Source organism: Reyranella soli, assembly GCF_007992495.1.
Classification (GTDB): Bacteria; Pseudomonadota; Alphaproteobacteria; order Reyranellales; family Reyranellaceae; genus Reyranella; species Reyranella soli.
In genome coordinates this window covers 1-19,562 of the sequence record NZ_BKAJ01000150.1, presented here as the reverse complement: position 1 = coordinate 19,562, position 19,562 = coordinate 1, and the positions used below count along the sequence as shown (strand labels likewise).

At 67.4% G+C, this 19,562-nt stretch carries 20 protein-coding genes; 11 read left to right on the top strand and 9 right to left on the bottom strand.

All coding sequences use genetic code 11. The features are described 5' to 3' along the window. Positions 1-170: 170 nt before the first annotated feature. Positions 171-1,064 (top strand): DMT family transporter, encoded by an 894-nt coding sequence (locus RSO01_RS36185; RefSeq protein ID WP_147155475.1) that lies wholly within the window; start codon positions 171-173, stop codon positions 1,062-1,064. Positions 1,065-1,265: 201 nt separating this feature from the next. Here RSO01_RS36185 and RSO01_RS36180 read toward each other — a convergent pair whose 3' ends face one another. Next, complete coding sequence (locus RSO01_RS36180; RefSeq protein ID WP_147155474.1) at positions 1,266-2,090, bottom strand: DUF3108 domain-containing protein; 825 nt, start codon at positions 2,088-2,090, stop codon at positions 1,266-1,268. Between the two features lie 105 nt (positions 2,091-2,195). On the opposite strand from RSO01_RS36180, the gene RSO01_RS36175 reads away from it, so the two are divergent. The 5 genes from RSO01_RS36175 (at position 2,196) to rpmB (ending at position 7,072) form a co-directional block, all read left to right on the top strand. Next, positions 2,196-4,073, top strand: a complete 1,878-nt coding sequence (locus RSO01_RS36175; protein WP_147155473.1) for an ABCB family ABC transporter ATP-binding protein/permease — start codon at positions 2,196-2,198, stop codon at positions 4,071-4,073. Continuing rightward, positions 4,060-5,220, top strand: a complete 1,161-nt coding sequence (locus RSO01_RS36170; protein ID WP_170303623.1) for an MFS transporter — start codon at positions 4,060-4,062, stop codon at positions 5,218-5,220. The genes RSO01_RS36175 and RSO01_RS36170 overlap by 14 nt, the downstream gene beginning before the upstream one ends. Positions 5,221-5,235: 15 nt before the next feature. After that, the gene (gene meaB, locus RSO01_RS36165; protein WP_147155471.1) at positions 5,236-6,207 is read left to right on the top strand and encodes a methylmalonyl Co-A mutase-associated GTPase MeaB; all 972 of its coding nucleotides are present in this window, start codon (positions 5,236-5,238) and stop codon (positions 6,205-6,207) included. Continuing rightward, complete coding sequence (locus tag RSO01_RS36160) at positions 6,197-6,682, top strand: YcgN family cysteine cluster protein (protein ID WP_147155470.1); 486 nt, start codon at positions 6,197-6,199, stop codon at positions 6,680-6,682. Before meaB ends, RSO01_RS36160 begins: the two co-directional genes overlap by 11 nt. A gap of 84 nt (positions 6,683-6,766) precedes the next feature. After that, positions 6,767-7,072: a 50S ribosomal protein L28 gene (gene rpmB, locus RSO01_RS36155; protein WP_092825849.1), complete on the top strand. Its 306-nt coding sequence runs from the start codon at positions 6,767-6,769 to the stop codon at positions 7,070-7,072. Positions 7,073-7,079: 7 nt separating this feature from the next. Here rpmB and RSO01_RS36150 read toward each other — a convergent pair whose 3' ends face one another. The 4 genes from RSO01_RS36150 to RSO01_RS36135 form a co-directional block, all read right to left on the bottom strand. Next, a complete protein-coding gene (locus RSO01_RS36150; protein ID WP_147155469.1) occupies positions 7,080-8,081 on the bottom strand; it encodes an esterase-like activity of phytase family protein in 1,002 nt (333 codons plus the stop codon). Between the two features lie 2 nt (positions 8,082-8,083). Beyond that, the gene (gene cobT / locus RSO01_RS36145) at positions 8,084-10,006 is read right to left on the bottom strand and encodes a cobaltochelatase subunit CobT (RefSeq protein ID WP_147155468.1); all 1,923 of its coding nucleotides are present in this window, start codon (positions 10,004-10,006) and stop codon (positions 8,084-8,086) included. 13 nt (positions 10,007-10,019) lie between these two features. Next, positions 10,020-11,024: a cobaltochelatase subunit CobS gene (gene cobS, locus RSO01_RS36140; protein WP_147155467.1), complete on the bottom strand. Its 1,005-nt coding sequence runs from the start codon at positions 11,022-11,024 to the stop codon at positions 10,020-10,022. A 111-nt stretch (positions 11,025-11,135) separates the two neighbouring features. Then, positions 11,136-11,690, bottom strand: coding sequence for a J domain-containing protein (locus RSO01_RS36135; protein ID WP_218037562.1), 555 nt, complete (start codon positions 11,688-11,690; stop codon positions 11,136-11,138). Positions 11,691-11,764: 74 nt separating this feature from the next. Between RSO01_RS36135 and RSO01_RS36130 the strand changes: the two genes are divergently transcribed. Further along, positions 11,765-12,046, top strand: a complete 282-nt coding sequence (locus tag RSO01_RS36130) for a BolA family protein (protein ID WP_147155465.1) — start codon at positions 11,765-11,767, stop codon at positions 12,044-12,046. A gap of 55 nt (positions 12,047-12,101) precedes the next feature. Here RSO01_RS36130 and RSO01_RS36125 read toward each other — a convergent pair whose 3' ends face one another. The 4 genes from RSO01_RS36125 to RSO01_RS36110 are packed head-to-tail and all read right to left on the bottom strand — an operon-like array spanning position 12,102 to position 15,767. Next, complete coding sequence (locus tag RSO01_RS36125; RefSeq protein ID WP_147155464.1) at positions 12,102-12,749, bottom strand: DUF2889 domain-containing protein; 648 nt, start codon at positions 12,747-12,749, stop codon at positions 12,102-12,104. Positions 12,750-12,774: 25 nt separating this feature from the next. Next, positions 12,775-14,082: an HlyC/CorC family transporter gene (locus RSO01_RS36120; RefSeq protein WP_147155463.1), complete on the bottom strand. Its 1,308-nt coding sequence runs from the start codon at positions 14,080-14,082 to the stop codon at positions 12,775-12,777. Between the two features lie 6 nt (positions 14,083-14,088). Next, positions 14,089-15,213, bottom strand: a complete 1,125-nt coding sequence (aroB, locus tag RSO01_RS36115) for a 3-dehydroquinate synthase (protein ID WP_147155462.1) — start codon at positions 15,211-15,213, stop codon at positions 14,089-14,091. After that, positions 15,210-15,767, bottom strand: a complete 558-nt coding sequence (locus RSO01_RS36110) for a shikimate kinase (protein ID WP_147155461.1) — start codon at positions 15,765-15,767, stop codon at positions 15,210-15,212. Before RSO01_RS36110 ends, aroB begins: the two co-directional genes overlap by 4 nt. Before the next feature lie 153 nt (positions 15,768-15,920). Between RSO01_RS36110 and RSO01_RS36105 the strand changes: the two genes are divergently transcribed. Genes RSO01_RS36105 through RSO01_RS36090 form a run of 4 tightly spaced genes read left to right on the top strand, consistent with a single transcriptional unit; the run spans position 15,921 to position 19,529 of the window. Next, entirely contained in the window at positions 15,921-16,067 is a 147-nt protein-coding gene (locus RSO01_RS36105; protein WP_170303622.1) for a hypothetical protein, read from the top strand. Position 16,068: 1 nt separating this feature from the next. Beyond that, positions 16,069-17,586 carry a hypothetical protein gene (locus tag RSO01_RS36100; protein WP_170303621.1) on the top strand — a complete coding sequence of 506 codons (1,518 nt, stop codon included), beginning with the start codon at positions 16,069-16,071 and terminating at the stop codon, positions 17,584-17,586. Positions 17,587-17,591: 5 nt separating this feature from the next. Beyond that, positions 17,592-18,527, top strand: a complete 936-nt coding sequence (locus RSO01_RS36095; protein ID WP_246159055.1) for a site-specific tyrosine recombinase XerD — start codon at positions 17,592-17,594, stop codon at positions 18,525-18,527. Positions 18,528-18,575: 48 nt separating this feature from the next. Next, positions 18,576-19,529 carry an acetyl-CoA carboxylase carboxyltransferase subunit alpha gene (locus tag RSO01_RS36090; RefSeq protein ID WP_147155458.1) on the top strand — a complete coding sequence of 318 codons (954 nt, stop codon included), beginning with the start codon at positions 18,576-18,578 and terminating at the stop codon, positions 19,527-19,529. Positions 19,530-19,562 lie beyond the last annotated feature (33 nt).

The window sequence follows — 19,562 nt, the reverse complement described above, 5'->3', positions numbered from 1 at the left end:
TCCTCTGACAAGTGCGTTGTGTCAGCTCCGCCTTGTGCCCGGCAAGCCGGAAACGACTGACGGTGATGCCTTTTTCCGCTATAGTTCGATCGTCTAAGCGTTCCTCGGATCGCCGCGACCTTTGAGGTCGTGAGTCTCGATCGTCCCGGACGCGCCACAGGAGCGCGCCGATGACGATCCGATCGACTTCCAATCTCCATATGACATCGACCGAATGGGCACTGTTGCTCTTTCTTTCAGTGCTCTGGGGCGCAGGATATCTCTTCGGCCAGATTGCGCTTGCCGAGCTCTCGCCCTTTGCGATCGCTTTCTCGAGGGTCGCTCTCGCGACGATGGCGTTGCTCGCCGTCGGCCTGTTCGCTGGACAAACGTTCCGATTGTCCTGGAAGGTCGGCGCTCTCTATCTGGCGCTTGGCGCCCTCGGCGTTCTCGTCCCCTCGATCCTCATGCTGTGGAGCCAGGTACGGATCGGTGCCGGGCTGACGTCGCTTCTGGGAGCGACGTCTCCTCTCTTCACCGTCGTGATCGCCCATTTCCTCACCAGGGGCGAGAAGATGACGCCGTTGCGTCTGGGCGGCATGGCGGTCGCCCTGGTGGGCGTTGCCATTGCGACGCGGCCTGTAGCGGACGGGGCCGGCGAAAGCATCCTGGCCGAACTTGCGGTCCTCGCCGCGGCCTTCTGCCAGGCCTATGCCGCCGTCCTGGCGCGCCGCTGCGACGCAAGCTCGCCGCTCGAGCTCGCGACAGGTCAGCTCGCGGGAGCATCGCTCCTGTCGCTCCCCATCCTGTTGGTCGTCGAGGGACCGCGGATGCTTTCGCGCCTCAGTGTCGAAACGGTGTTGGCGCTCCTTGCGCTCGCCCTTCTTACGACCGCGCTCGGCTACCTGATCTTCTTTCGACTATTGGTTCGCGCCGGCGCAACCAATGTGGCGCTGATTTCCCTGCTGGTGCCGGTGACAGCGCTGTTCCTTGCGGCAGTCGTGCTTGGCGAAGAGCTGAGCTGGTCCGTGTTTGCCGGCGCCGTGTTGATCCTTGCCGGCTTGGTGACGTTCGGCGCGCGTTGACAAGGCGCACATTATGACAGATAATAACTCAAGTAATATTGAGGTGCTGCCGAGGACCGAGAAGCGATGTCGCGACTGTCGCAATTTAGGGGACATGCAGGCACTGCTGGCATCGGCCGATTTAAACGATGGAGCAAGAGGTTGGACGATAGTCTTGCAAGCCACTGCGAACACGATCCTGAACCGGACCGCGTCGCCTTTTCAGCGCCGGATGTTCGCCGCTTCTTCAGGCGTCAGCGGCCGTTCGCGGAACGACAGGACCTTGCCGCGGATGGTGGCGAACAGGGTCTGCGCCTCGAGCTTGCCGGGATAGCGGATCTGCGTGTCGTCGAAGCGCGCCAGCCAGATCCTGATCGGCCGCTCGCGCTCGGTCTCGGCTTCCTTGGGAGCCTCGTCGAATTCGCCCGAGACGCGCTTGGTGTAGATCTCGCAGACCAGCACGTCGCCGCGAGCGCCGGGGATGCCGGTGGCCGAGGCGGGCTCCATGCCGACCTTGCGGAACAGCACGTCGATGCGGCGCTTGCCGTCGTTGCTGCGCACGGTCTTGTCGCAGGCGGCGTCGCCGGCGAAGCCGACGCTGAGCGCGGCCGTCAGGGGATCGAGCGAGTCCTTGCGGTCGGCGTCGCTGATCGTCTGCTGCGGTGTCGGCTTCCACACGGGGGTGTGGATCTCCTGCAGGAAGCCCGCGGCGCCATACTGCGCCAGCCAGGTGCGCGGCTTGCCGTCGACGCTGATCGAGAGCGATCCCGCGGTCGGTTGCGCGCCCTGTGTCGTGAAACCGCCCCAGGCGCGGTTGCGGCCGACATAGTTCATGGTGACGGCCTTCAGCATGCCTTCCTTGTAGGTCGTCGTCTCGACGTCGTACTTCGAGCCATTGAAGCGCGCGGTGACGTCGATGCGGAACCCGGAAATGCCTCCGAACGTGATCTCGTAGGCGATGTCGACCTGGCGCGCATCCTGGGCCGCGACCACAGCGGGCGGTGCCAGACACGCGGCCAAAACCATGAAGGCCCTACGAAATCTCATGAAATCCCTTCCCGCCAGGGGGCTTACTTCGGCCGTATGTCCACGATAGAAGGCCGTCGCCCCCTACGCTACTGAACTCACGCGCCCGAAAGGCATTTTGCACTCATGTCGCTAGTGGCCAAAGATGGCGTTCCCAAGCTCGGTTTGAGGCGCAGCTGGGCCGTTTTGCGCGTAGTCGGCCGCTATTTGTGGCCTGAGGGCGAGACCGGCCTGCGCTGCCGGGTCGTCATCGCCTTGGCACTGCTGATCGTGGCCAAGGTCACCAACGTCTACGTACCGGTGCTCTACAAGCACGCCGTCGACGCGCTGGGCGAGCCCGCGACCCAGATCGTGGCCGTGCCGGTGGCCCTGATCCTGGCCTATGGCGTCGCCCGCATCCTGTCCCAGGCATTCGGCGAGCTGCGCGACGCCATCTTCGCGCCGGTCTCGCAGCGCGCCATCCGCAACATCGCGCTGCTGGTGTTCCATCACCTTCATGCCCTGTCGCTGCGCTTCCATCTCGAGCGCCAGACCGGCGGGTTGAGCCGCGTCATCGAGCGCGGCACCAACGGCATGGAGTTCCTGATCCGCTTCACCACCTTCAACATCCTGCCGACCCTGTTCGAGATCTGCCTGGTCGGCGTGGTGCTGTGGAGCCTCTATGACTGGCGCTTCTCCGCGGTGACCCTGGCGGCCGTCGGCGGCTACATCGCCTTCTCGGTCATCCTGTCGGAATGGCGCATCAAGTTCGTGCGCCGCATGAACGACGCCGACACCGACGCCAATGCCAAGGCGATCGACAGCCTCTTGAACTACGAGACGGTGAAGTACTTCGGCAACGAGGAGCACGAGGCGCGGCGCTTCGATGTCGGCCGCCGCCGTTACGAGCAGGCCGCCATCCGCTCCTCCCGCACGCTCTCGCTGCTGAACGTCGGGCAGGGGACCATCATCTCCTGCGGCCTGGCCGCGGTCATGGTCATGGCGGGCTATGGCGTCAAGGCCGGGACCATGACGATCGGCGACTTCGTGGCGGTCAATGCCTTCCTGATCCAGCTCTACATGCCGCTCAACATGCTGGGCTTCGCCTATCGCGAGATCAGGAATGCGCTGGTCAACATGGAGAGCATGTTTGGCCTCATGGACGTCAAGGCCGAGATCGCCGACAAGCCCGGCGCGCCGGCCTTGAAGGTGGCGGGCGGCGAGATCGTGTTCGACCATGTCGACTTCCATTACGAGAAGGCGCGGCCGATCCTGCATGACGTCAGCTTCCGTGTGGCCCCGGGCGACACGGTGGCGATCGTGGGCTCGAGCGGCGCCGGCAAGTCGACGGTCTCGCGTATCCTGTTCCGCTTCTACGACGTCGCCTCCGGCAGCGTGAAGATCGACGGCCAGGACATCCGCGACGTCAGCCAGGCGAGCCTGCGGGCCGCGATCGGCGTGGTGCCGCAGGACACCGTGCTGTTCAACGACACGATCTACTACAACATCTGCTATGGCCGGCCGGACTGCACCCGTGAGGAGGTCGAGCAGGCCGCGCGGCTCGCGCGCATCCACGACTTCATCATGGCCCTGCCGCAGGGCTACGACTCAACCGTGGGCGAGCGCGGCCTGAAACTGTCGGGCGGCGAGAAGCAGCGCGTGGCGATCGCCCGCACCATCCTGAAGAACCCCAGCATCCTCTTGTTCGACGAGGCGACCAGCGCGCTCGACACGCGCACCGAGCAGGAGATCCAGCGCTCGCTGGAAGAGGTGAGCCGCGGCCGCACCACCGTGGTGATCGCGCACCGGCTGTCGACCATCATCAACGCCGACGAGATCGTCGTGCTCGATCGCGGCCGCGTCGCCGAGCGCGGACGCCATGGCGAATTGCTGGCGCGCAACGGCCTCTATGCCGACATGTGGCGCCGCCAGCAGGAGGCCGCCCGCGAGGCCGAGCGCCACGTCCCAGAGGAAGAGGAACCGCCCTCGTTCCGCGCCGAGGGGCATCTGCGTGTCGCCGACTAGCCAAGCCGTCGCCGCCGGTCCCTGGCGTTCCCTTCTGCCCGTCTTCGCCGCCTGCGCGGCGATCGGCCTGCAGGCGGGCACGGCCATGCCGTTGGTGCCGCTGGCGCTCGAGCGGATGGGCCACGACAAGCTCACCATCGGCATCGTCGCCGCCGCCTGGGGCGTGGGCATGCTGGCCACCGCCTCGCACATTCCGCGGCTCGCCGCACGCTGGGGCGCGGTGCCATTCATTGTCGGCTCCGTGGTCGTGGGCTCGGTACTGACCGTCTCCTACACCCTGACCGACAGCGTCGCCGTCTGGTTCATCCTGACCCTGCTGCACGGCGCCATGGGCGGCGTACCCTGGGTGGTGAGCGAGATCTGGATGAATGTGGTCGTCGAGGAGAAGCGCCGCGGCCGCGTCATGGCGGTCTATTCCATGCTGGTGGCATTCGGCCTCGCGCTCGGCCCGTTCGTGCTGCAGGTCGTCGGCGTCTATGGGCCCAGGCCGTTCATCACCTGCGCCGTCCTGGCGCTGCTGGTCGCGCTGCCGTTGCTGCCCTACTGGCGGACGGCGCCCAGGATCGAGCATGCCGAGGACAGCGGCTACCTGCAGGTCGTGTTCATGGCGCCGCTCGCCATGCTGGCGGGCTTCGCCTGTGGCCTGGGCGAGCAGGTCGCCTTCAGCTTCCTGCCGGTCTATGCCGTCGGCGCCGGCGTGCCGGCCGAGACCGGCGCGCTATGGCTCTCGGCCTTCGTCATCGGCAACGTGGTGCTGCAATGGCCGATCGGCTGGATGGCTGATCATTTCGACCGTCGCGTCGTGCTGGCGGGCTGCGCGCTTGCCAGCACCTTGCTGGTCATCCTGCTATCGATGGTCTCGGCGCAATCGATCGCGATCATCGCCGTGATCGCGCTGTGGGGCGGATTGTCGTTCGCGATTTATCCCGTTGGGCTGGCGCTGCTCGGCCAGCGCATCGGCGGTGGCGACATCGCGCGCGCCAACACTGCCTTCAGCATGCTCTACATCCTGGGCGGCCTTCTAGGCCGGCCGCTTGCCGGCGCAGCGATGGATACGGTCGGCGATCCCGGGCTCGGCTGGACGCTCGCGGTCTTCTATTCGATCGCAGGCGTCGCGGCCTTGCTGGCGTTCCACCGACGCCGCTGATAAGGCTGCCGCAGCATGACAGTCGACCCGCTGCTCGAGCCGCTGCTGGCCGGCGACCGCCGCGCACTTGCCCAGGCCATCACCCTGATCGAATCGACGCGCTCCGATCATCGCGAGCGCGCCGATGCGCTGCTCGGTGGGCTGCTGCCGCGCACCGGCAAGTCGGTGCGGCTTGGCATCACCGGCGTGCCGGGCGTCGGCAAGTCGACCTTCATCGAGCGCTTCGGCCTCTCGCTGCTGGAGCAGGGCCGCTCGCTGGCCGTGCTTGCCATCGATCCGTCGTCCAAGCGCGGCGGCGGCTCGATCCTGGGCGACAAGACGCGCATGGAGGAGCTGTCGCGCCGGCTCGGCGCCTTCATCCGGCCCTCGCCGGCGGGCGCGACCTTGGGCGGCGTGGCGCGGCGCACGCGCGAGACCATGCTGCTCGTGGAGGCGGCGGGCTTCGACACGGTGATCGTCGAGACCGTCGGCGTCGGCCAGTCGGAGACCGCGGTCGCCGACATGGTCGACATGTTCATCGTCCTGCTGCTGCCGGCCGGCGGCGATGACCTGCAGGGCATCAAGCGCGGCGTCATCGAGCTCGCCGACCTGATCGTGGTCAACAAGGCCGACGGCGACCTCCTGGCCACTGCCAGGCGCTCGGTCTCGGACTACCAGCATGCGCTGCGCATGCTGCGCTCGCCGACCGCGGGCTGGACGCCCGAGGTCGCGACCGCGTCGGCCCTCACCGGCGCCGGCGTGGCCGAGGTCTGGCAGGTCGTCGAGCGCTTCATGGCGGCCGTGGGCGAGAAGGGTGTCGCCCGCCGCCGCGCCGACCAGGCCCGCGCCTGGATGTGGAACGAGGTGGGGGAAACCCTTCTGGCGGAGTTGCGCAAGCACCCCGGGGTCAGGAAACTGGTGACGGGCCTGGAGCGCGAGGTCGAGGCCGGCCGAGCAACCCCCGCCGCTGCGGCCCGTCGTATGCTAGAGGCTTTCCATGGCCGCTAAGTCCTTTGTCCGCCGCGCCCGTCGCGCCGCTGCCGCGCAGCAGGAGCTGCCGTTCTGGAAGCGCAAGACGCTCGCCCAGATGTCCAAGCAGGAGTGGGAATCGCTCTGCGACGGCTGCGGCATGTGTTGCGTCAATAAGCTCGAATACGAGGGCACCGGCGAGCTCGCCCAGACCGACACCTGCTGCAAGCTTTTAGACCCCAAGACGGCGCGCTGCCGGGACTACAAGAACCGCAAGAAGATCGTGCCGGACTGCATCCAGCTCACCCCAAGTGTAGTGGCCAAGATGGACTGGCTGCCCAAGACCTGCGGCTACCGCCTGGTCCATTTCAAGCAGGACCTCTACTGGTGGCACCCACTGGTCTCGGGCGACCCGGAAACCGTGCACGCAGCGGGAATCTCAGCCCGCGGACGGGTGATTCCGGAGGATCAGGTCGAGGATATCACCGAGCGGGTGGTGGACTGGTTCGCCTAAGGGCGGGTTGACGACCCTCCGCCAGACCCTTAAAAAGCCGGCCTTCCCGCCCTCCGGCGGGATCGTTTTTTAGCGGAAATCGCCATGCCTCGTCGTTGCGCCCTGTCGGGCAAGTCCGTGCAATACGGCAACAATGTGAGCCACGCCAACAACAAGACCCGGCGCCGGTTCATGTCCAACCTGCAGGTCGGTTCGGTCCTGTCGGATGCGCTCGGCCACACGGTCCGCCTGCGCCTGACCCCGCGCGGCATGAAGACCATCGAGCACAATGGCGGCATCGACGCCTATCTGCTGGGGACCAACGACAGCAAGCTCAGCCCCGAGATGAAGGTGCTGAAGCGCCGCGTCGTCTCGGCCAAGGCCAAGAAGGACGCAAAAAAGGCCGCGTAAGCGGCCTTTACTTTGCCAGCTCGAAGAGCAGCAGGATGTTGCGCTGAAGCGGATTGAAGTTGTCGTCCGAGATCAGCCACAGGAGCGTCTCGCCGCGCGGCCCGCGGGTCGCGGCGATGCCTTCCAGATTGTCGACTGCATAGGGCGAGGCGAGCCGCGCCAGCTCCTCGGCCTGCACCGTGCCGCCGGCCACGAGCTGGGCAGCATCGAAACGCATGACGCGGCAGCGCACGCCGCGCGCCATGTCGAAGGCGCGCTCGATCATGGCGAATGACCCGTCGGGCATTTGGGCGATTGCGGTCGGCCGGAAGTCGGGAATGGTGGCGTAGCTGAAGGTGCGCCACTGGTAGCGGCCGCCGGCTGACGGCGTGCCGATCCAGCCCATCACGGTGCCGGCTCGCTCGCTGTATTCCTCGCTGATCATGATGACGCGGCCGTCGGCCAGCGCCGTCATTGCCTCGATACCGCCATTGGGCGGCTGGCGGCCGATCTCGACCGGGCCTTCGACGGGGACCGGCACGGCGGTCAGCGTCGGGTAGCGCCACAGGCGGTGGTCGCGCTCGAAGGCGACCAGCCACGAGCCGTCGGCCAGGCGGGCCATCGCCTCGGCGTCGGCCTCGGCCTTGGTCGCGATCAGCCTGCCGTCGAGGCCGTGGAGCTGGCCGATGCGGGCGCTGCTCAGACCGGCGAGGTTGGCCTCGCCGTCATAGTCGATGGTGGCCGTGAGCCAGGCGCCCTCGTCGGAGATCGAGGTCAGGCTCTTGCCGTCGGGCGAGATGTGCAGGTCCGACCAGCCGCCGAAGTGCCGTGAATTGGCGGTCATCATGATGCCGCCGCGCCAGACCAGCCGGCCGATTGTCTTGGCCGCCGGGTCGTCGATCTTGAAGGGCTGCGAGGAGCTCCTGACGTCGAGCGTCTGCTCCTGCGCCACCGCCGGCCCCGGCGAGGCGCCGGCACAGGCCGTCGCCAGCAGGCAGACGACGAACAGCGAGCGCAGGATGGCGCGCAAGATCAGGCGGCGCGACGGCCCGACTTGCCGGCGGGAGCCTTGCCACCCTTGCCACCGCGCGGCGCGCGCGCTGCACGGATGTCCTTGAGCTCTTCCTCGTCGAACAGCGAGGCGAGCTGCTCCATCATCGTGCCGCCCAGCTGGTCGGCGTCGACGATGGTGACGGCGCGGCGGTAGTAGCGCGTGACGTCGTGGCCGATGCCGATGGCGATCAGCTCGACGGGCGAGCGCGTCTCGATCCAGTCGATGACGTCGCGCAGATGGCGCTCCAGGTAGTTGCCCGGATTGACCGACAAGGTCGAATCGTCGACCGGCGCGCCGTCGGAGATCACCATCATGATCTTGCGCTCTTCGGTGCGCGGCAGCAGGCGATTGTGCGCCCACAGCAGCGCCTCGCCGTCGATATTCTCCTTGAGGATGCCCTCACGAAGCATCAGGCCGAGGTTCTTGCGGGCGCGGCGCCACGGGGCGTCGGCCGGCTTGTAGATGATGTGGCGGAGATCGTTGAGGCGGCCCGGATTGGCGGGCTTGCCGGCGGCGAGCCACTGCTCGCGGCTCTGGCCACCCTTCCAGGCGCGCGTGGTGAAGCCCAGGATCTCGACCTTGACGCCGCAGCGCTCGAGCGTGCGGGCCAGGATGTCGGCGCTCATCGCCGCCACCGTGATCGGCCGCCCGCGCATCGAGCCCGAGTTGTCGATCAGCAGAGACACCACGGTGTCGCGGAAGTTGGTCTCCTTCTCCTTCTTGAAGGAGAGGGCGTGCATGGGATTGGCGACGATGCGGGCGAGGCGCGCCGCATCGAGCGTGCCCTCGTCGAGGTCGAAGTCCCACGAGCGGTTCTGCTGCGCCATCAGGCGGCGCTGCAGGCGGTTGGCGAGCTTGCCGATCACGCCCTGCAGATGTGAGAGCTGCTGGTCGAGATGGTTGCGCAGGCGGCCCAGTTCCTCGGCGTCGCACAGCTGGTCGGCATCGACGATCTCGTCGAACTTCACCGTATAGGCGTGATACTGCTGGCCCAGCGGCTCGTTGGAGAGCGCACCCGGCGGCAGCCACGGACGCTCGGCGCGGCCCGGCTCCTCCTCGTCGCCCGAGCCCATCTGCATCTCGGTCTGGGCCTGGTCAGCGACGGTCTCGGAGGCGTCCTCCTGCTCGGAAGCGTCCTCGGTCTCTTCGCCCTGGGCGCCGTAGCCGTGGGTCTCGCTCGAATCGCTCTGATCGTCGCCGGTCTCGTTGGACTGGCCGTCGGCGTTCTCCTGATCCTGCGAGTCCTGGTCGTCCTCGTCCTGCAGGTCGGCCGATTCATCGCCGAGCTTGAGGTCGCGGATGAGCTGGCGGGCGGCGCGCGCGAAGGACTCTTGGTTGCCCAGCGTCTCGCGCAGCTTCTGGAAGTCGCGGCCGGCGGCCGATTCGACGTCGGCGCGCCACATGTCGACCATTGCCTTGGCGGCTTCGGGCGGAGCGGCGCCCAAAAGCTGCTCGCGGGCGATCAGGCCGATCACGTCGGCGATCGGCGCATCGTCCTTGGACTTGATGCGGGCATGGCCGCGCTGGTCCGAGCGCTGGCGCCACAAGGCGGAGAGGTTGTCGGCGACGCCGGCCATGCGGCGGGCGCCGAGCGCCTCGACGCGGACCTGCTCGACGGCCTCGAAGATCGCTCGGGCAGTCTCGCCGCGTGGCACGCGGCGCAGATGGGTCTTGCGGTCGTGATGGCGCAGCTTCAGCGCCATCGAATCGGCCTCGCCGCGCACGCGGCTGACGTCCTCGACCGGCAGGTCGCGGGCCGGCACGGTAATGCGCGCCTCACTGCCCAGCAGCGAGCCGCCGTCGGGCACGAAGGAGACGTTCACTTCCTTGCGCGATACCGCCCGCATGGTGGTGGCGGTAACGCGCCGGAATTCCTCGATCGGCGTAGTGTCCTTGGCCATCTAGGCCACCTCGTCAGTGCAGCTTGCCGCCCTTGCCGCTTGAAGCCGGCAATTCCTTGCCGAAGCAGCGCTGGTAGTACTCGGCGAGCGTGCTGCGCTCGACCTCGTCGCACTTGTTGAGGAAGGTGAGACGGAAGGCAAAGCCGATATCGCCGCCGAAGATGCGGGCGTTCTCGGCCCAGGTCATCACCGTACGCGGAGACATCACGGTCGAGATGTCGCCGGCGATGAAGCCCGCGCGCGTCAGGTCGGCCAAAGCCACCATGGCGGACAGGATCTTGCGGCCGTCATCGGTGTCGTACATCGGCGTCTTGGCGGCGACGATGTTCACTTCCTGGTCGTGCGGCAGGTAGTTCAGCGTCGTCACGATCGACCAGCGGTCCATCTGGCCCTGGTTGATCTGCTGCGTGCCGTGATAGAGGCCGGTCGTGTCGCCGAGGCCCACGGTGTTGGCGGTCGAGAACAGGCGGAACGCCGGGTGAGGGCGGATCACCTTGTTCTGGTCGAGCAGCGTCAACTTGCCGTCGACCTCAAGCACGCGCTGGATCACGAACATCACGTCGGCGCGGCCGGCGTCATACTCGTCGAACACCAGGGCGGTCGGGTTCTGCAGCGCCCACGGCAGGATGCCCTCGCGGAACTCGGTCACCTGCTTGCCGTCGCGCAGCACGATCGCATCCTTGCCGATCAGGTCGATACGGCTGATGTGGCTGTCGAGGTTGACGCGCAGGCAGGGCCAGTTGAGGCGCGCAGCGACCTGCTCGATGTGGGTCGACTTGCCCGTGCCGTGGTAGCCCTGGACCATGACTCGTCGGTTGTGGGCGAAGCCCGCAAGGATCGCCATCGTGGTGTCGGAGTCGAAGAGGTAGGCGTCGTCGACCTCCGGCACGTGCTCGGATGCCTGGCTGAAGGCCGGGACTTCCATGTCCGTGTCGATGCCGAAGAGCTGACGGGCAGAAACCTTGATATCCGGCATGCCCGAGACGTTCTGCCGGGCCGCGGTCGTCGTAGAGGCCATCACGTTGTCCTACAAAACAAAGCCCGCCAAATTGCGGGGTAAATCAATGATCGCAGGCCATTTTGTGCACTGCAAGCGACCAATTGCCGTGGCTGCCTTGAATAGGGCTAATCACTCGGCCGGAAGGTGCTCCGATGATCGCAGAGTGGAATAGGCGGCGTTGATTTCCTTCAGTTTTTCCTCGGCATCCCGCGCGCCGCCATTGGCATCGGGATGATGGATTTTCACCAGTTCCTTGTAACGAGATTTCACGTCTGCCTGGGTTGAGGGCCAGGAAAGTTCAAGGACATCAAGGGCTGAGCGCTCGGCCGGGGTCAGTTGCTCGCTGCCATCGAACTTGGGCTGCGGCCGCTCGCCCAGTCCGGCATCGTCAGCAAGGTCGAACGGGTCATGGATATGGACATATGGGCCGTTGCTGCGGCGGGCGCCGAGCGGCCAGACCGGGCGGCGCCAGGTCGTGTCGGCGCGGATATGGGCCTCGATCTGCTCGGCACCGAGGCCGGCGAAGTAGTCCCACTTCTTGTTGTACTCGCGCACGTGCTCGAGACAGAACCAGCGATACTCGTTCAGCCGGTCACGCGCGCGCGGCGCGCGATACTCGCCGGCAAGCCTGCAGCCCGGCGCTTCGCAGACCCGCTGATCCAGCGCTGCGCCGTCGGTGGCCATCAAGGGTTTCGCTCGCCGTCGAGACATTCGGATAATATGTGTTCAACGGAATGACGCGGCAAGAGAGGCGAGTGATGGGCAAGGTCGCTAACGCGATTGACAACAAGCTGCGGACGGAGTTCGACCCGGTGCGCCTCGCCATCGAGGACGAGTCGTCGCGCCATCACGGCCATGCTGGCTGGCGCGAAGGCGGCGAGACCCATTTCCGTGTCGAGATCGTGTCGGCGGCGTTCGAAGGCAAGAGCCGCGTGACGCGCCAGCGACTTGTCTATGCTGCGCTCAAGGCCGAGCTCGATGCCGGCCTGCATGCGCTGGCGCTGACGACGCTGACGCCTGCAGAAGACAAGAAGTCTTAAGGGAGCGCGGGCCTCCGGCCCGCATTCATGAGCGGGCCGGAGGCCCGCGCTCCCATCAGCCGTCCATCTCGATATCTTTGCCCACCGCCGCAGCGCGCACGGCTTCGGCGTCGGGGCCCGTATAGAAGTGCGGCGCCCAGCGCTTGACCACCGGCCCATCGGCCGACCAGGCGTAGCAGTTGTCGATCACATAGGGCTTCTGCTTGGGCGCGTCGGGATCGACGGGCTTGGGCGGTTTGCCGATCTTGTGGCGATGGGCGAGGGTGAGTTCGCGCGCCTTGCCCGACGACACGGTCTGGAACGCCGTGGTCGCCACCGGGCCCAGAAGCTCGACGATGTGGGTGCAGCCGTGCACGCCGCCCAGCCGCTCCTTCACCTTGCGGTGGAAGCCGCCTCCGATGCGCAAGCCGATCAGCTTCTTGAAGTCGGGCGTGACGTTGCCGCAGATCTGGTAGGGCGACTTGTCGGTCACCGCCTCGACATCGACGATGATGAAGCGATGGTCGACCGTCAGCCTAATCGACATGTCATGGACGAAATCGCCCGGCTTCAGCGGACCACGCCATTCATTGGAATGCTCGTAGGTCTTCTCGTCGGTGATGTGGCCCTCGATGTCCCACAGGCCATCTTCGCGGAAGAAGCCCTGGCAGGTGACACGGCGCGTATGCAGGTGCTGTCGCCCGACCGGCGGCGAAAGCGGCATTGGCAGATTCCTCTCTGGGTGAGCCTCAGTTCTCGGCAGCCTCTATGGCGAGGGGCGGCATGATGCGCAACTCGGCGATCCGCGTGCCCTCGCGCTTCAGAATTTCGAAGCGGAATCCGTAAAATGCGTAGGTCTGGCCGACCTCGGGGATGCGCCGCGCCTCATGCAGCACCAGCCCGGCGATGGTGATGGCGACGTTCTCCGGCAGCCCCCAGCCGAACTCGCGGTTGAGGTCGCGGATCGGCACGTCGCCCTGGCTGATCAGGCTGCCGTCTTCGCGCCTGACCACGCCACGCTTGATGGCGTCGTGCTCATCCTCGATGTCACCGGTGATCTCCTCGATGATGTCCTCGAGGGTGATGATGCCGCGCAGCGCGCCGTACTCGTCGACGACGATGGCGAAATGCTCGTGGCGGGCGCGGAAGGCCTGCAGCTGGTCGAAGCAGGTCGTCGATTCGGGGATGAACCAGGGCTGCGTCATGACGGCATCGATCTTGACCGCCTCCGGTCCGCCTGCGGCCCTGACGGCGCGGAACAGGTCCTTGGCATGGACGACGCCGATGATGTTGTCCGCTTCGGTGCGATAGACCGGGATGCGCGTGTAGGGCGCCTCCAGCATCTGGCCGACGATCGCGTCCATCGGCTGGTCGGCGTCGATCAGCACGACGCTGCCGCGATGGGTCATGACGTCGCCCACCGTGCGATCACCGAGATCCAGCACTGAGCGCAGCATCGCCTTCTCGGCGGGCGCGATCTCGTCCGTCTGGCCATGGCCGTGCAGCTCGATGGCGCCGCGCAGCACGTCGGCATGCTCCTCGGCATCGGGCGTTCGGTCGACGCGCACTCCCAGCAGGCCGAGGAAGAAGCGCGAAATCGAGGCGACGCCGCGCGCCATAGGCCCGAGGATGGCGAGCGTGACCACGATCGACGGCGCCAGCGTCAGCGCCACGCGGTCGGCACGCAGCAGCGCCCACGTCTTGGGCATGACCTCGGCGAAGATCACCACCATGACGCCGACCGCCACGGTGGCGTAGACGATGCCGGCGGCGCCGAAGATCGCGGTCAGCACGGCCGTCGTCAGCGACGCGGACAGGATGTTGACCACGCTATTGCCCAGCAACACTGCGCTCACCGCCTCGTCCTTGCGGTCGAGCAGGCTGTTCACCACGGCGGCGCGCTTGTTGCCCTGCTGGGCCAGTCGATGCATGCGCGGCCGCGAAGCGCCGGTGATCGCCGTCTCGGCGGCCGACATGTAGGCGCCGAGTGCCAGGCAGAGCACGACCAGCGGCAGGGCGACCGATATCGGCAGATCGAGGTGGAGCTCAGCTTCCATTCGACCTCAGGCAGCGAGGGCGTCGTCGAGCAGGCCGCGCAATGCCGCTTCGTCGACCTCTCGGGTGACGAAGGCTTTGCCGATGCCGCGCGCCAGGATGAAGGTGAGTTTGCCGCCATCGGCCTTCTTGTCGCCGCGCATATGCTCGATCAGCCGCGCGGCCTCCCATTTGCGGCGGTTGTCGCCGCCGATCGCCCGGAGCCGCATCGGCAATCCAACCGATCCGAGATGGCGACGCACACGGTCGGCATCGGCCTGCGGGCACAGTCCCAGCCGGGCGGAGAGGTCGAAGGCCATGGCCATGCCGGTGCCGACGGCCTCGCCGTGCAGCAGCTCGCCGCCGAAGCCGATCTCGGCCTCGAGCGCATGGCCAAACGTGTGGCCGAGGTTCAGCAGGGCGCGCAGGTCGGTGGTCTCGCGCTCGTCGGCCGCCACGATGCGCGCCTTGGCGAGGCAGCTCTGCTCGATGGCGTAGGTCCGTTTGGCGGCGTCGCCCGACAGCACCGCGCCACCATTGGTCTCGCACCAGGCGAAGAAGTCGGGATCGTCGATCAAGCCGTACTTGGCGACCTCGGCGTAGCCTGCCAGCAACTCGCGTCGCGGCAGGGTGTCGAGCACCTCGGTGTCGGCCAGCACCAGGCGCGGCTGATAGAAGGCGCCGACCAGGTTCTTGCCGTGCCGCGTGTTGATGCCGGTCTTGCCGCCGACCGACGAATCGACCTGGGCCAGCAGCGTGGTCGGCACCTGTATGAAGTCGACGCCGCGCAGCAGCACGGCGGCGGCAAAGCCCGTGAGATCGCCGACCACGCCGCCGCCCAGCGCCACCAGGGTGGTCTTGCGGTCGGGCCGCTGGTCGAGCAGCTCGTTCATCAGCTTGCCGAAGGCGCCGAACTCCTTGCTGGTCTCGCCGGCGGGCACGGTGACCGTGCTTGCCTTGATGCCGGCCTTGTCGAACGAAGCGGCCAGTCGGGCGCCATAAAGAGGCGCCACGGTCTCGTCGCTCACGATCGTGACCTTGGGCGCCGCCAGCAGGGGCCGGCAGAGCGCCCCGGCCTGGTCGATCAGGCCAGGGCCGATCGCGATGTCGTAGCTGCGACCCGCCAGCTCGACGCGAATGGTGCGTGCGTTCATGCCGGCGTCTTCTCAGGCTGCAGATGGGCGCGCAACGCCTCTATGACCTGATCGGTCGTGCGGTCGGCGGGCTGCGCCGTCGAATCGACGATGACGTCGGCCTCGGCATAGATCGGATAACGCTGGCTCATCAGGCGTGCGAGAACCTCCTTGGGATCGCCGTTGCGCAACAAGGGCCGATGGGCGCGCTTGCGCACGCGGTCGTACAGAACGTCGAGCTCGGCGCGCAGCCAGACGGTCACCGCCTTGGTCCGCATCAAGTCGCGCGTGTCGGGGTCGATATAGGCGCCGCCGCCGGTCGACAGCACGTGCGGCGGCTCGTCGAGCAGGCGCGAAATGACGCGGCGCTCGCCGGCGCGAAAGTCGGCCTCGCCGTACTTCTCGAAGATCTCGGCGATCGAGCAGCCGGCGGCGCGCTCGATCTCGTCGTCGGCGTCGACGAACGGCAGGCCGAGCCGCAGTGCCAGCCGCTTGCCGATGGCGCTCTTGCCCGCGCCCATCAGGCCCACGAGGGCGACGGTGCGCGGCAGCGATAGGGGGGGCCGGGCGTCCATGACGTGAACACATGGATGTCGCCCATTCCGTGCACCGTTTCAAGCGAGAGGCTCGCCGGCCACAATAAGGATTGTGCGCGATTGCCGCTTGGGCGCTAGCCGAGGTAGGTTGCCCGCGTCGTGCCCCTGTTCCGCTCCAGAAATCGATTCAGCGTGCCCACCCTGAAGATTGGGCCGGTGGTCACCGTCATTGTCGTCAGCCTGCTTATTGCGGGCTTGGTGGCGCTTGCCGTGATCGAACCTCGCCCGCCGGTGCGGCAGTTCGAGGTTCCCGTGCCCAATGAACGCTTCGCGCGCTAGCTTGGCCATTGCCGCGGCGGTGATCTTGGCGGTGACGGCCGCGCCGCCGGTGGGCGCGCAGACTCCGGACTTCGATAGCCAGCCGACCGGCTTCCTGACGGCGACCACCGGGGGCATGCCGGCCAACGCCTGGGCAGGGACCTCGCTCGCCACCGCCAAGCGTCTGGTCACGGCTCTGCCCAATGCGCCGCGCAGCCGCGCCTTGCGCGACCTGCAGTTCAAGGTCCTGGTGAGCCAGCTCACGCCGCCGGCGCCGGACGGCAGTCCGCCGCCCAGCCTGTTCATGCGCAAGGTCGAGAAGATCGCCGCCATGGGCGAGGCAGAGAGCCTGAACGAGATGGTGCGCAATGCCGGCGGCTACGCCGACCCGGCGGTCGCCTCGACGGTGGCCAATGCCCTGATGCTGGCGGGAGAGCGGCACGGCGCCTGCGCCATCGTCAAGCAATGGCAACTGAGCGAGCCCTTCAGCGGTCGCGCCCAGGCCGCCTGCCGGCTGCTCGACGGCGACCAGAACGCGGCGCGCGCTGCCAACCTTTCGTCGGCCCAGCAGGTCGATGGTCCGGCGCTGATGGCGATCGCCCTCATGCACGCGCAGGTGCCGGCCAACGTGCTGCGCAACGCGCAGCCCGCGATCGTTCGCGCTCTCGTCGGCCTGAAGCCGCTGCCGATCGCCACGCGCATCGAAATCGCCGAACGCGGCGAGGCCCTGGCCATCATCGAGGCGACCAAGCTCGGCGACCTTTATCTCGAGGCATTGCGTGACGGCGCCGCGCTGCCGGCGGCGACCGCGCGCCGGGCGCGGATGGTGGCGGCGGCGCGCAGCACCTCCAACCCCAACGAGATGTTCAGCTCGATCGCCACCGCCTATGGCGAGGCGCGCGACAGCCCGTTGTTCCCGACCATCGCCCGGGCGAGCGCCGCGGCCCTGATCAATCTGCCGGCCCAGCCGCAGTTCGCCAATGTCGCGCAGGAAGCGATGCGCGGCTTCCTGCTGCTGGGTGCCAAGCTGCAGACGCAGGCCTGGATCCAGCTGGCGCTGAGCGCCGTGACGAACAATGCGCGCGCCATCATCGCGCTCGACCGGCTGGTGCCGCTGGCGGCGGTTGCCGGTCTCGACGACGCCAAGCGCCTCTCGGTCGGCGAGATCAATCGCTGGTACGAGGTGACGCGCGACGACGATGCCACCCGCGGGCCGCTGCGCGGTTATCTGCTGCTGGAGTTGTTGCGTTCGACCGGCTTCGACCTGCCGCCGAAGTCGACCGACCTGCCCGACAAGCCGCCCGGCAGTGCGCGCCTGGTGATGCCGCCCACCGCCAGCCTCCAGGCCCTGGTCAATGCTGCCGCCGGCGGCCGGCGCGCCGAGACGTCCTTGCTGGCGCCGATCGCCGCCAACGAGACGCCGCTCAACGAGCTCCATCCCGCGGCCATCGCGACGATCGTGCGGGCACTGCGCTCGGTCGGCGAGGACCATTCGGCCCGCCTGTTCGCCGTTGAGACGGCGATCGCCTACGGCCTCTAGGGACCGTGAAGAAGAAGCCGTCCACGCCGTTGTCGCGCGAGGCCGAGGCCTTCATCGAGATGCTGTCGGCCGAGCGCGGCGCGTCGCTGAACACGACGGCGGCCTACGGCGCCGATCTCAAGGACCTCGAGACCTTCCTGGCGCGACGCAAGAAGAAGCCAATCAACGCTGACACCGAGGCCCTGCGCGCCTACCTGAAGTCGCTCGACTATGTCGGGATGACGCCGCGCACCGTGGCGCGCCGGCTGTCGGTGATCCGCCAGTTCTTCCGCTTCCTGCTGGCCGAGCGGCTGCGCGAGGACGATCCGGCGAGCACGCTCGATTCGCCCAAGCTCGGGCGGCCGTTGCCCAAGGTGCTGTCGCGCGATGAGGTTGACCGGCTGATCGAGGCGAGCCGGCGCGACGACGACCACGGACGCATGGCGACGCTGCTGGAGATCCTCTATGCCGCGGGCCTGCGCGTGTCGGAGCTGGTGACCCTGCCGCTCGCCGCCGTCGAGCGCGATCCCGCCACGCTGGTGGTGCGCGGCAAGGGCAACAAGGAGCGCATGGTCCCGCTCAGCGACCCGGCGCGCCTGGCGATCGTCGCGTGGCTGCACGTCCGTGCCGCCATGCTCGAGGAGGGCGAGAAGTCACGCTTCCTGTTTCCCTCTCGCGGCCGCACCGGGCATCTGACGCGCCAGCGCTTTGCGCAGCTCCTGAAGGAGGCGGCATTGGCGGCCGGCATCGATCCGGCGCGCGTGTCGCCGCACGTGCTGCGCCACGCGTTCGCCAGCCATCTGCTCGAAGGCGGCGCCGACCTGCGCAGCGTGCAATTGATGCTGGGCCATGCAGATATCGCCACGACCCAGATCTACACCCATGTGCTGGACGAGAAGCTCCGGGCGCTGGTGCAGGACAAGCACCCGCTGGCACGTCGCAAGCGCCGTCCGCCGGGCTGAAGGCGGCCGGTTGACAGGATTCCGGTGCCGGGCGACACCTGAAAATCAATGACCACCTACCTCGACTTCGAGAAGCCGATCGCCGAGCTCGAAAGCAAGATTGCCGAGCTGCGCCATCTGCCGAACTCGGGCGATGTCGACATCGCCGAGGAAGTCATGCGCCTGCAGGACAAGGTGCAGAAGCAGCTGCGCGCGACCTACGCCAAGCTGACGCCGTGGCAGCGCGTGCAGGTGGCGCGCCATGCCGAGCGGCCGCACGCTCAGAGTTACATCGACCGGCTGATCACCGACTACCAACCCCTGGCGGGCGACCGCGTGTTCGGCGAGGACGCCGCCATCGTCGGCGGTGTCGGCCGGCTCGGCTCCCGCAGCGTGGTGGTGATCGGCCAGCAGAAGGGCGATGACACCGATTCGCGCATCAAGCACAATTTCGGCATGCCGCGGCCCGAGGGCTATCGTAAGGCGCAGCGGCTGATGAAGCTTGCCGATCGCTTCCACCTGCCGGTGGTCACCCTGGTCGACACGCCGGGCGCTTATCCCGGCCTGGATGCCGAGGCGCGCGGCCAGGCCGAAGCCGTGGCGACCTCGATCGACACCTGCCTGTCGCTCGGCGTGCCGCTGGTCAGCGTCGTGATCGGCGAGGGCGGTTCGGGCGGTGCGCTGGCCATCGCCTCGGCCGACCGCGTCTACATGCTGGAGAACTCGATCTACTCGGTGATCACGCCGGAAGGCTGCGCCTCGATCCTGTGGCGCTCCAACGCCAACGCCCAGGAGGCCGCCGAGGCGATGAAGGTGACGGCGGCGGATCTCAAGAAGCTCGACATCATCGACGACGTGATCCCCGAGCCGATGGGCGGCGCCCATCGCAGTCCAGACGAGACGATCGACCTCGTCGGCAAGGTCATAACCGAGGCGCTGGGCGAACTTTCAGGCCTCGACGCCGATACGCTGCGCCAGCGAAGGCAGGACAAGTTTTTGGAGATGGGGAAGAAGGGGCTTTAACGGGAGCGCGGGCCTCTGGCCCGCTCATGTCTT